Below are 12,728 nucleotides of genomic sequence, written 5' to 3'. Positions count from 1 at the left end.
CTGTCGGGCAAACATCAGTCGTTTGCCTCCCAGTGCAGGGGCGATGGGGTTGAAAAGAGCATTGTTCCCGCGGCGCGCATGTTTGGCGCCGCAGGAACAACCCCTCAGCGCTGCGCTATCGTATGCGTTTTCGGCATACTGACAGGCTTGGCGATTCGTGGATTAGCCACGCTCGGAACGCGGTACGAAAGGACGCAGCGCTTCACCGGTGTAAATCTGGCGTGGACGGTAAATCTTCGACTTCGGGTTCTCGATAAGCTCCCGGTATTGTGCGATCCAGCCGGGCAGACGACCCATCGCAAACAGCACCGTAAAGAAGTCAGTCGGGAAGCCCATAGCCCGGTAGATGAGGCCGGTGTAGAAGTCAACGTTCGGATACAGCTTGCGGGAGATGAAGTAATCATCGGCCAACGCAATCTCTTCCAGGTTCATCGCAATATCAAGCAGCTCGTCACCACCTAAGTGCTCGAGCACTTCGTGAGCAGTCTTCTTAATAATTGCAGCACGCGGATCGTAGTTCTTATAGACGCGGTGCCCGAAGCCCATGAGACGAACACCAGGCTCCTTGTTCTTCACCCGGGTCATGAATTCGCTAGCGTCACCGCCGTTGGCCTTAATATCGTCGAGCATCTCCAGCACAGCCTGGTTCGCGCCACCGTGCAGCGGACCGGACAGCGCATTAATACCAGCTGCAACCGAGACGAACATATTCGCCTGTGCCGAAGCAACCATACGCACCGTCGAGGTGGAGCAGTTCTGCTCATGATCGGCATGCAGGATCAGCAGCTGGTCGAGGGCACGCACCATCACCGGATCGATTTCGTATTCTTCCGTCGGGAAGCCGAACATCATGCGCAGGAAGTTTTCCCGGGCGTTGAGATTGTTATCCGGGTACATCCATGGCTCCCCGTGGCGGGCGCGGTGCGCCATAGCCGCCAGCATCGGCACCTTCGCCATGAGCCGCACAGTCGCCTTGTCCCGCATTTCTTCGTTCAGCGGATCCAGAGTGTCCTGGTAATAGGTTGACAGGATATTCAGCGACGAAGCGAGCACAGCCATTGGGTGGGCGTCGCGGGGGAACACCCGGAACTGGCGTTTGAAGTCCTCATCGATGAGGGTGTGGTGCCGAATTTCCGAGTTGAAGCTTTCCAGCTGTTCCTGGGTGGGGAGTTCACCCTTGATCAGCAGGTAGGTGACTTCGTTGAAGGTGGCATGCTCAGCGAGGTCTTCGATGGCATAGCCACGGTAGCGAAGAATGCCCTTGTCGCCATCAATGAAGGTGATTTTCGATTCGGTGGAACCGGTGCTGACATAGCCTGGGTCGTAGGTGACCAGGCCGGTTTCGCTCAGCAGTTTGCCGAGCACAATACCGTCGTTACCTTCGGTGGCGCGCATAATGTCCATTTCGAACTCGCCACCAGGGTAGTGCAGTACGGCCTTGTCCTTGTTCTCGTGAGCCACGGTGTCCCTTTCCAAGTAATGGGTATTCGTTTTACTTCCCCTGCGCTGGCTGAAGATAAAGTCTCGCGCAAAGCTGCAGTGCTCGATAGTGGTTGCTGTTGCGCTGCTTGGCGCAAACTTCCACCATGGCCGGCCTCATGTTGCAATGAGCAGATATGAGGCAGCCACACAGCAGTCAGGGGTCATACGGCACGGCGATAAACCTCAGGCAGATCGGCAATACATTGCAGTATGGCACGAGGTCGTGCCAGCTGCCTGGCCGTGATGCATGCGTTTTATGATAGCAAAGCCTGTGACCGAGAAAACATATTTAAGTACACATTTTTTTCTGCTCCCTCCCCCCGCCGCCCGCCCCACCCCAGCCGGCAGGCAGCCGCAGAAATGATCGCACCATGAGGCCTACTACCTGGTGAAAACAAGAAGTGATAGCAGGCACTCTCAGCGCCGACAGGGTGGCCATCACAGGACTTACCCTCCCCCACAGGCAGCCGACAGCCACCTCCTCACTACCCCCGCTCGTAGGCAACCATTCGACAGACAGCAGTCGTCGTCGCCCCGGGTTCCAGCACAATGAGATCTTCTCCGGTGCGCAACGCATTCGGTGGACAGGTCATCGGCTCTACTGCAACCGCCCTGCCCCGATCAGGGAACGCCTGGCCATGGTCCGGATCGGCGGTAAATACTTGCACCCAGCGATAGTTGTGGTCACAAATCAGCTGCACACCGCGGCCTTCATGATGCAGCGTGTACACATATTCACCAGCCTCATTTGGGGTCAGCGGATGGAAGGGATAGTCCATCCACACTCCGCGCAGCAGCCGATCGTCAAACGATCCGAGGCGATCTTCGCCTACCGGGATCGCCGGACCGCAAGGCAAACAGCGTGTTGGATCCATTGGAATGCGGGCTTGAACAGGCATGGTGAGCGCACAGTCGTCTACTGCGGCACCTTGAGCGTTGAGATAGGTGTGCAGACCAATGCCATATGGGGCGGCGGTGTTGCCCGTGTTTGTCGCGGTCGCGGTAATAGTCAGCCCGGTTTCCGCCGCGAGTTGGTAGCGCATGGTGATCGTAGTTGGCCACGGCCACGGTTCGTCAACAGTGGTAGTAAGCGAAACAGCATCAGTGGTGTGCTCCACTACGGTGAAGTCCTTGGCAAACACCAAGCCGTGAATCGCATTGTTGCGGGCAGGCTCATTAACAGGCAGTTGATAGAGGGTGCCGCGGAAATCAAACACCCCATCGGCGGTGCGATTCGGCCAAGGGGCAAGCACGCATCCTGTTTTCATCGGCGGTTTCGCCCCCACCGGATAAGTTTCGGTTAGGGATCGCCCCTGATAGGTCAAGGCGCGCAGCCCCGCCCCGCAGGGGTTGATGTTGGCAGCATAGTCGCCGGCAGTAAGAGCAATATCAGCGATCTGGTTGGGTTGTTCATGGCTCATACTCTTGGATAGTAGTCCCGCCGATGGGGGCATCGCCTAGGGCTTTCGTCCGCGAGTAGGTAAACATCACTGTGGCCTTGCACACGTCAATCCCTGCGCCTACTCCTTGTAGCCATTGCCCCATCCCCGCCTCCAACGTGGCCATATTCCAGCTGGACAATCGCTATTTCGCAGCCCGTTTCGAGAGGGAATCCAGGCACGTTTTCAAAGTGCATCTCCAGCAAAACCACCTGCCTATTTCCCGGTAGCAACAGCGAAGTTGTGGTTGAGTATTAGTCACTATCCGTCGCGGCCAGCAGAACATGTGCTTTCTTGGATGCAGATGCTGACAACGTGCGGGGATAGTCGTTTGTATCGCCACCACTAACAGAAGGTAGCCAAAAATCCATGAGTGAAGCATTGTTGCAGCTTGATCCGTCCTTGTTGCCTGCCGATGGCCGATTCGGGTGCGGGCCGTCGAAAACCCAGGAAGCACAGTTCACTGCCCTCAATGAGGGTGCCCGCACCATCATGGGCACCTCTCACCGGCAGCCGGCAGTAAAAAATGTGGTGGGCTCCCTGCGGGAAGGGCTGGCTGAATTGTTCTCCCTGCCGGAAGGCTACGAGATTGTGCTTTCCTTGGGTGGTGCTACCGCGTTTTGGGATGCTGCAACCTTTGGTTTGATCGAAAAACGCTCGGGGCATTTAAGTTTCGGCGAGTTTTCTCAAAAGTTTGCCTCTGCTGCGGCGAAAGCCCCGTGGTTAGAGGAACCGTGTGTTGTGGCCGCCGATCCTGGACATGCCCCTGCCCCGCAGGCCATGGAGGGCTGCGATGTGATTGCTTGGGCACATAATGAAACCTCCACTGGGGCGATGGTGCCGGTGGAGCGTCCAACCGGCGCCGACGATCAACTCGTGGTGATCGACGCCACCTCAGGTGCCGGCGGTTTGCCGGTCGACCTGCGGGAAGCCGATGTCTACTATTTCTCGCCGCAAAAATGCTTCGCCAGCGACGGTGGCCTGTGGTTTGCGGCGATGAGTCCGGCTGCGATTGAACGCATCGCCCACATCAACGCCAGCGATCGGTTTATTCCGGCGTTCCTCAACCTGCAGACTGCGGTGGAAAACTCACGCAAAAATCAAACCTACAACACCCCGGCGGTGGGCACCCTGCTCATGATGGACGCCCAGGTGCAGTGGATGAATGCGCACGGTCGGCTGCCTGGCATGGTGGAGCGCACCACGGAATCTTCCTCGATTCTCTACAACTGGGCGGAGCAGCATCCACTCGCTTCCCCGTTTGTGAGCAATCCAGCCAACCGTTCACTGGTTGTGGGCACCATCGACTTTGCCGACGAAATCGATGCCGCACAGTTAGCGAAGGTGCTGCGAGCAAACGGTATTGTCGATGTGGAACCGTACCGCAAGCTTGGCCGCAACCAGCTGCGTGTCGGCATGTTCCCGGCAATCGACCCGGCTGATATTGCTGCACTGACCAAATGCATCGATGCGGTCATCGAGGCCGGTGCCGCGCAGGCCACCCGCAGCTAGTCACCGATTGCTGCAATGCCACCGACGATGATCCCTTCTGTACAAGGTGACTTTGCTGGCTGCGTGCTGCACCCATCACAGTGCTGATCCTGCAACATATCCCGGTGCACGTGCGGGGGCATCCCTGCACGTGCACCGTTTCGCTGCAATCACCTGGTAAATACTGCGCTGTGCAGGTTGTGCACCACACTCAGCACAGCTTCGAATGCGCTATTCTTTCGCACTGCTGCCGCCATCTCACCTGCAGCAGTGTTGGGCTGCCTCTGCACCGCAAGATCACGGCTCTTCCCTGCCACCGAATAGAGTGTTCCGGCGCAAACCAGTCCGCATCCCGGCGGGAACAGGGAAATATCCGGGTGGACACATTGCCCCCGTGGCGCGCCGTCGGCGTACATGTAGCCCAAATTGCGATACAGTAAAAAGCTAGCCGCCAGCAACACTGCCCTGGACATGCAGTTGCGTCCCGCTTCGGCGATGACACCACTGTCACCGCATGTTGCACGCACTCGTGTGCACGGCGTGCTTGTGACTATCGCCCGCTGCTGATAGGAGCTGAAGTGACCATGGTTGAGCTGAAAATTATCGCCGAGTCGTCGACTGCGGAACAGCTGGTGCTCACCCCTGTCGCCGCTGATGACGACACCTCACACACCGCCGCCGCACCACACACCAGTGATAACAGCGGTGATGATGCCCCACCAGCGGCGCCACCACAGCAGTTTGTGCTGCCCATCACCGACGAGATTCGCACACTCCTGGCGGTGGATACTGCCGCCGGTCACCCTGACCCCACTGCAGGCACCACCGACACTCCTGCTGCCACCGGGGCGGACGCTGCTAGCGGGGACACTTCGCCTACACCGAACACTCCCGCACACAGCAGCGAAACAGCTCCAGCACCAGCTGGTTCCACCCCTGAACCATCCAATCCTGCACCAGCCCCCCGGACGGGGCGCGCACGCGACCCGCGAATGCCGTTAAATATCAGCCCGCGGGAAATCCAGTTACGTATTCGGCGGGGTGAACGGGTCAGCGATGTGGCGGCACGTGCCGGGGTCTCCCCGGAACGGATCAAAGCTTTTGCTGTACCAGTGTTGCGCCAGCGGAAAAACCAACTCGGCAAAGCCAAACTTGCCCTGCCGGTGCGCGGCGACGGCCCGGCTCGGCTCACCCTCCAAGAAGTCGTTGACACCTATCTCGTTGGGCTGCACCTCACCCCGGAAGACGGCCACTGGGATGCGTTCACCGATGTGGAACAACGCTGGGTCACCACAGTTACCTGGGCTGGTAACACCGACGAGCCTGCCCAATGGGTGCTCCAAGACCATGAAGGCGCCACCCTTGCAGCCCTGCCAAATAATCCTCTGGCACGCACTATCACCGAACCCCCAACCACCAGCCAGCCGATCAGCGATGAACAGGCCGCCATCATATTAGGGGAACTCACCCCGCAAGCTGCCCGGCTGATGCAACGTCCCACCGAACAGCGGCAACCAGAGCCCCACCTGCACACTCCCGATGCAGCAGCCACCGATAGCGCTGCAGCTGAACAAACCGCTGCGGACACCCCCGCCAATGTCACCGAATTGCGGCCACGCAACACCTCCACCAAAACGGTGAAAGGCCAAGATCTTCTCATCCCCGACACCGGGGAGTCCGCTGGACAACAACGCCGCAAACGGCGTGCCGAAACACCAAACTGGGAAGATATTCTTCTTGGTGTTCGTCCGAAGAAACCACCCCGCCGCTAATGTTTTTCGCCACAGGGTTCCTCCCTGCTTGGCACGTGTTCCCTTAGAAAGGCGCTGACGATAGCAATGACCTCACGGATGCCAAACCCGGGCACAGTGGTCACCCTGTGGTTTGTCAACACCGACCAGCCCTTAGCAGCCGTGACCTCAGGCACCCATGCTGACCGCGGATTCGGGCGAAAATATCTCGCCCAGCTTAATCCCCGCTGGCCGATCACCCCCATTGGCCAATTCCCCCTCAACCGGTCGGTGCCAGCCTCCGCGGACGAGTTTTATATTGCCGGCTATCCGCACGTCACCATGGTGCAGACCGTCCGGGACGACATCCTTGAGCTTTCCACGATCGACCCACGACTGTTGCATTCACTACCGGCGGAAGACGTCTACATTTTCGCAGTGAACACCACCACCGGCTATGCCGGCTGTGCACATTTTTCCGCCGCCGGCGGGGATCTTCAACCCCAGCGACTGTTCGCCGCGAAACGCAACCGGGTGTATGAAGATGTCGGCCTTCCCGAACCTTTTGAACAGCCACTGTGGGCCGGTGAAGTCTCCCCGCCGTCGGATGATCCCCTCGATTTGCCATTTGCACCAACCGATTTTGTCACCGCCGCCCATCAGCATTGGCTCGGATTCACCGTCGACGCCCAAGGGCCATCCCTGTTTGTGTCCGCGTTCGCCGTCGACGGTCGGCCAGAACCGAAAGTTGCCGCCCCACGCGCGAAACATTCGATGGAACACCTTATCGAATCATCGGCGAAAAAACTTCAGCTTCATCCCGCCGACCGCGACTACGACGACTATGAACGTCCCCTGCAGGAAGTCCCGAATACTTCCCTGCCTATCAAAGACACACTTGTCAGCGGGGTGAAACAGGCATCAGCTGTGGTGGGAAGCATCGCCGGATCGCTGTATCAGGCCTGGAAGCATCGCAAACGGTAGGAACAAGCCAACGCCCGTAAGGTTGTCAGCAGGCACGTGGCAGCCCGTGGCGCTGCGATAGCGTGTTTTCCCACCTCTGCGCACGATCACGCCGATTCCCCTGCACACAGTATTCGGGGTGAGTGTCAACTACCTGGTTACCCAAGAAGACTGCGTTGCCGCTCATACAAGGCAATAGCGGCAGCCGTTGCGACATTCAGCGAGTCAGTTCCTGCCGCCATCGGGATTCGGGCACGAATATCTGATGCCCGCATCGCATGTTCACTCAACCCCGGACCTTCCGCCCCTACCATCAGCGCAATCTTGGCAAACGGTGCCCCATCGCTATCGACGAGTGCCTCGCGCAGCAGCGGCATCTGCGGGTTCGGTGTCAATGACACAATCCGAAACCCGGCGGCAGTCAACCCGGCCAAGTCCCGCTGCCAAGTAGTGGGACGAGGATGAAAATGAGCAAACGGAATAGTTAGCACATGCCCCATCGAAACCCGCACCGAACGGCGATACAACGGATCGGCGCATCCCGCCCCAAATAGCACCCCATCGACCCCAAGTCCTGCCGCATTCCGAAAAATTGCACCAATATTTTCGTGATCCCCCACCCCTTCACACACCACCACCGTACGGGCAGTGGCAATAATGTCGGCCGGATCAAGTGCCTTCGGCCGGTGCGCGGTGATCAATAAACCCCGGTGCACATCGAAGCCCACAGCTTGCGCCAACACTTCCCGGGACACGGAATACACCGGCACCGTAGCTTCGGTGAGTTTCGCGGCGGCAACAGGGTCAGCCAGGAGCCGCTCAAGTTTGCCCGGCACACCTACCACACTGCTAAGCGCACAGCGGGATTGCAGAAGTCTGCCACCAACGAGGGTTCCTTCCGCAATAACGAGCCCTTTCCCGCCAGGAAGATCAGGGCGACGGTCAGAGCTGTTGAGTGAACGAATATCATCCAGGCGAGGATCCAGCGGATCATCAATCGGTATCGGGGCAAGCACAACGCTATTGTATGCCACCGCACACACCAAGCCGACAGGCCACAAGGCATCGCTGCACTGCGGATCCACCGGCGAAGCACCGCACAACTGTGCCAAGCGACAATCCAAACGCATGCCCGTTGGCGTCGTTGACAACACTGGAGCGGTACAACATACCGCGCCACCGGTGCGGCCACAACTTCACTATCCGCAACGTGCAGGGGTTAGCCTGCTTCCCCTGCCATGCCCGGCGCGCCGCCAAGTGGTGTGCACGGCGCCCTGTCCCTTATCTATCTTGCCGAAAAAACAAACACCGGCATGATGACCACACACCATCCCTGTGTAAGAGGGGTGTGCAGGTCACCATGCCGGTGTCGTTCAGGCAGCGACTATCTTCAGACGGGGGCAGATGCTATCTCATGTTTTGCCCTCAACACCTACTGGTTAACTGATCGCACCCAAGACTGGATCGATCGCAAAGTACAGCAGGAACAGAGCACTGATTAGCCACAGCAGCCAGTGGACTTGTTTCGCCCGTCCGGCGGCGGTTGCCATCAACACCCAGGCGATAAAGCCGATGCCGATACCGTTGGCAATCGAGTAGGTAAACGGCATGACCACGATGGTGAGGAATGCTGGCAGTGCCACGGAAAAGTCGGCAAAGTTGATGTCTTTGATTTGTGCCATCATCATCGCCCCGACTACGACGAGTACTGGGGCGGCCGCCTCAATGGGAACAATCTCATAGAGCGGGGTGAAAAACATCGCAACCAAAAACAGCAAACCGGTAACTACGTTGGCCAACCCGGTGCGGGCACCGTCAGCGATACCTGCCGCAGAGTCGATGTACACCGTGTTGGATGATGAGGAAGCAGAACCACCCACGATTGCGCCGACACCTTCAACGATCAGGGCGCGTTTCATATCGGGTAGATTCCCCTCAGCGTCGGTGAGGTTCGCTTGCCGACCAAGAGCGGTCATGGTGCCCATTGCGTCGAAGAAGTTCGCAAGCACCAGGGTAAACACCAGCAGTGAAGCCGCCAGCACCCCGATGCGGGTAAAAGCGCCCAGCAGGTCGACTTGGCCAACCAGGGAAAGATCCGGCAGCGAACCTAAACCGTCCGGGAGCTCCGGCACAGCCAGCGACCAGCCGGCAGGATTTGGTTTGCCGTCGACGAACGACGGTCCGGCGCCGGTAAGTGCCTGGACGATCATCGCCAAAATGGTGTTGGCAACAATGGCGATAAACAGCCCGCCGCGGACTTGTTTCACCACCAGGATGCCGCACAGGACCAGCCCCACACAGAACACAAAGGTTGGCCAGGAGGCGATCGAGCCGCCAATACCAAGCCCCACCGGCACGGTGGTGTTTGCGGCGTCTGGAAGTCGGCGCACAAAGCCGGCGTCCACCAGGCCAATCATCGCGATGAATAAGCCGATGCCGACGCCCATAGCGGTTTTCAAATCGTGCGGAATAGCATTAAAGACCGCCACCCGGAACCCGGAGGCGGCCAAAATAACAATGACAATACCGTCGATAACCACCAGGCCCATGGCTTCAGGCCAGGTCAGTCCTTTAGTGGCGACGAGGGTGACAGCCACCAGGGTGTTAATCCCCAGCCCGGTGGCGATACCGAAAGGATAGCGGGCAATAAGTCCGAATCCGATGGTCATGACACCGGCGGCGAGTGCGGTGACCGCAGCAACCCGCGCGGTGCCGAGGGAATTCCCATCCACGTCGGCGATGGTGCCCAAAATGAGCGGGTTCAAAATCACGATGTAGGCCATCGCGAAGAAGGTCACGACGCCGGCACGAATTTCGGTGCCGACTGTGGAGCCTCGTTGGGTAATGGAAAAGTACCGATCCAGTCCACCGGTTGGTGTAGCCGGTGCGGCGGTTGCCGAACCACTTCGTTGTTTCGCGTTCATAGCCTTCACATATTGTTGCTTCAACGGCTGCCGGTCAGCGTTGGGACTAGCTGCGGGGCAGGGTTTCCTCCAATGAAAACCCGGCGATGAGAAAAATACGCAAGGGTTTCGACGGGAGGGTCGATTCTGTTTACCGCAGTTAGCTGTGGTTGTCTGCTGACGTTTGCAACAGCATCACTATTGAAATGTTGTTCCCCGAGTAGTGTTTCTGTGTAGCCAGAAAAAAGATGCTGGTGCATGGTGGCACACGGAGTACTGCTCGTTGCAACAGGCCGCCCCTTAAAAGCTGGCCTGTGTCCCGTGCGTCAAAACTCGTCGTAACCAAGCAGCACCTGTCGGAAACCGAGACCACCAGGATCTGCTTTAACCTCAGCACTCTGCACACATGCTGTGAAAATACTGATAACACTGCAAAGGGCTCGACGTGCTCCACGGGGGTACAACCTCACACCAGGCGAGGGTATCTCCCCGTATGGCAGGCACCACGTTCGACGGGTATGACGCATGGAACGTTGCAGGGCTACTGTCTCATTGGTCGGATACGATCTGCAACTTGACCGGCAACAAGTTGCCCCGGTTGGGGTTAGTGCACTGCTGCACGCTGCCACCCCATCCCACCGATGATGCTCGCACAAGGTTGCGGCTGTGAGAAACCCTTGCACAAACCTGTGCAATGCTCTCAGCTACACTGTGCATGCTGTTGCCTCCGCGCCGTAATGGGGAAGGGATCTTGTGAAGCACACTCGCCGAATATTGACGTCACTACTGTTTACTGTGGCGGGTATAGCCGCTGCAACATCCGGCTGTACCAACGCCCTGACTGTAGCTGAATTCCCCACGGCAGCAAGTTCCTCATCCGCGCAGGAAAGCCGACCTGATTTAGCCACCCAGGAGCAACGTTTAGCCCAGCATGTCAATCAATACCCGCAGGTTGTGCAACGCTATCCCTTCGACGCTGAGCTGTTTACACAAGGACTTGATACTGACGGGCAAATGCTTGTCATTGGCAGTGGCTTGTATGAAAAATCCACCATTCAACGCACCACCCCCGGTGCGGCGCCACAGGTGCAAGTAGCGTTAGCTGATGATGAGTTCGGCGAAGGCGTGGCAGTTACTCCAGCCGGGATTTGGCAACTTACCTGGCGTAACCATATTGCTTATCTGCGGGACCTAGAAACCTTAACGGTGCGCTCCACGGTGGACAATCCCCGCGAAGGCTGGGGCGTGTGTTATGACGAGACTTCACACACACTGCTGACCTCGGATGGCACATCGACCCTGGTTGTCCGCGATGCGGAAACCTTCGCCGAGCTGCGTACTTTCACCGTCACCCTGGCCGGTGAGCCGATCGATCAGCTCAACGAACTGGACTGCACCGACGGCATAGTGCGAGCCAATGTGTGGCTGACCCCATATGTGGTGACGATTGATCCAGCAAGCGGAGAAGTCACTGGGGTGGCGGACATCAGCAGCCTCTACCCCGAGTCGGTGCAACACAATAACAACGCGGTCGCAAACGGGGTCGCCAGTATCAGCGGCAGTGACGAGTTCTATGTCACAGGAAAGCTCTGGCCAACACTGTATCGTGTGCGTTTCACCGAGGAGCCTGCCCACGAGTGATGACCAGTTGTCAACGATGATGACACTGTCCAACCGTTGACGGCCTGTGTTGCAGCTATTGTGTGTGCAGTACTCTAGTGAGTCGTTGATCGACCCAACCCAACTCAAGGATGCGTGTATGGCGGCAAAGCAGCGAACTAACAACAACCTCACCCAGTTGATGATCTTGCTGGTGGCAGTCATTGTGGTGGTGGTTGCATCCGTGGGATTCCAACATTGGTGGAATTCACGCCCAACTGATATTTCTGCCATGGAAGTCACAGTCACCACCGATGACGGGGAAACCGTGTTGTCCCCTTATGCAGTGTGTGAGCTGGGCGCCGACTGTGCGGTGCAGGATCCCACTATTGTGCCAATCAAAGTGGAGGAAACTGCCTCATTAAAGGTTCCCCGGGAGGTTAAGGATTCAGAGTGGAAGCTGTTGTTGCTTTATGACAATCCAGCTGCTTCTTCCGAGCAGGTGTTTGCTCCCGGCGAAATTGCTGCAGTCAATATCCCTGGATCAGTTGAACCACTTGCCGACAATGAAGCCCGCCCAACCCTGCTGGTTGCCGAGGTGACTGCGGTGATCGTGGGAGTTAACGATGCAGGGGAAGAATCACCCTACTCGGTGACGTGGGCGCTGCACACCGTTGATGAACTTCCCGAGTTCGATGGTGCAGTCTCGTCTCCGGCGCCGGAAACGGATAGAACACCCGCATCTGCCACGCCTTCCTCAGCCACTTCGTCGGAATAGTTCATCGCGATTCTGGCGGCACATCGCACAACACTCCCGATGGCTTTCAGCTCTCACCCCGCCCGTGGAAAACTACGCCCGGCGGGTTGCAAGGCCAGCTCGAACGCTGCTCTGTGCGTCACTCAGCGGCGCGCAGCGCTGTTTGCCGCCATTAAAAAAAAAGCACACTTCTCATTCGACCGGGTAGACGACCTCGCAAGCGCTGTCCCATTGATATCGCCTAACTGCTTGCTGCCGCAGGGTAGCCGGCAACGAAAAACCTCCCACCGCAACAACAATTTGCGCGAGCGCCGGTATTAGCCGGCGCCACGGTGGGAGGTTATTTTTTTGTGCTCGCGGCTGT

The 12,728-nt window shown here is 58.0% G+C and carries 9 protein-coding genes; 5 read left to right on the top strand and 4 right to left on the bottom strand.

Annotated features, from left to right (window positions below):
• Nucleotides 1-162: 162 nt before the first annotated feature.
• The gene (locus CCHOA_RS02840) at nt 163-1,461 is read right to left on the bottom strand and encodes a citrate synthase (RefSeq protein ID WP_164472360.1); all 1,299 of its coding nucleotides are present in this window, start codon (nt 1,459-1,461) and stop codon (nt 163-165) included.
• A 506-nt stretch (nt 1,462-1,967) separates the two neighbouring features.
• Nucleotides 1,968-2,903 carry an aldose 1-epimerase family protein gene (locus CCHOA_RS02835; RefSeq protein ID WP_164472359.1) on the bottom strand — a complete coding sequence of 312 codons (936 nt, stop codon included), beginning with the start codon at nt 2,901-2,903 and terminating at the stop codon, nt 1,968-1,970.
• Nucleotides 2,904-3,290: 387 nt separating this feature from the next.
• Between CCHOA_RS02835 and serC the strand changes: the two genes are divergently transcribed.
• From serC to CCHOA_RS02820, 3 genes are all read left to right on the top strand, one after another.
• Complete coding sequence (gene serC / locus CCHOA_RS02830) at nt 3,291-4,433, top strand: phosphoserine transaminase (protein WP_123926608.1); 1,143 nt, start codon at nt 3,291-3,293, stop codon at nt 4,431-4,433.
• A 563-nt stretch (nt 4,434-4,996) separates the two neighbouring features.
• Nucleotides 4,997-6,184: a septation protein SepH gene (gene sepH / locus CCHOA_RS02825; RefSeq protein ID WP_123926606.1), complete on the top strand. Its 1,188-nt coding sequence runs from the start codon at nt 4,997-4,999 to the stop codon at nt 6,182-6,184.
• A gap of 66 nt (nt 6,185-6,250) precedes the next feature.
• Entirely contained in the window at nt 6,251-7,126 is an 876-nt protein-coding gene (locus CCHOA_RS02820; RefSeq protein ID WP_123926603.1) for a DUF6928 family protein, read from the top strand.
• 137 nt (nt 7,127-7,263) lie between these two features.
• On the opposite strand, the gene CCHOA_RS02815 is transcribed toward CCHOA_RS02820, so the two are convergent.
• Both CCHOA_RS02815 and CCHOA_RS02810 read right to left on the bottom strand, forming a co-directional pair.
• Entirely contained in the window at nt 7,264-8,121 is an 858-nt protein-coding gene (locus CCHOA_RS02815) for a TrmH family RNA methyltransferase (protein WP_245992182.1), read from the bottom strand.
• A gap of 423 nt (nt 8,122-8,544) precedes the next feature.
• Nucleotides 8,545-10,029, bottom strand: coding sequence for an NCS2 family permease (locus CCHOA_RS02810; protein WP_123926597.1), 1,485 nt, complete (start codon nt 10,027-10,029; stop codon nt 8,545-8,547).
• 732 nt (nt 10,030-10,761) lie between these two features.
• Here CCHOA_RS02810 and CCHOA_RS02805 point away from each other — a divergent pair.
• The gene (locus CCHOA_RS02805; RefSeq protein WP_245992181.1) at nt 10,762-11,649 is read left to right on the top strand and encodes a glutaminyl-peptide cyclotransferase; all 888 of its coding nucleotides are present in this window, start codon (nt 10,762-10,764) and stop codon (nt 11,647-11,649) included.
• A gap of 118 nt (nt 11,650-11,767) precedes the next feature.
• The gene (locus CCHOA_RS02800) at nt 11,768-12,385 is read left to right on the top strand and encodes a DUF2771 family protein (RefSeq protein WP_123926595.1); all 618 of its coding nucleotides are present in this window, start codon (nt 11,768-11,770) and stop codon (nt 12,383-12,385) included.
• The last annotated feature ends 343 nt before the right edge of the window (nt 12,386-12,728 follow it).

The sequence above is a fragment of the Corynebacterium choanae genome (assembly GCF_003813965.1).
GTDB classification, from domain to species: Bacteria; Actinomycetota; Actinomycetes; order Mycobacteriales; family Mycobacteriaceae; genus Corynebacterium; species Corynebacterium choanae.
Note: the sequence above shows the minus strand (reverse complement) of the source record. Positions and strands in the feature narration are given on the sequence as shown.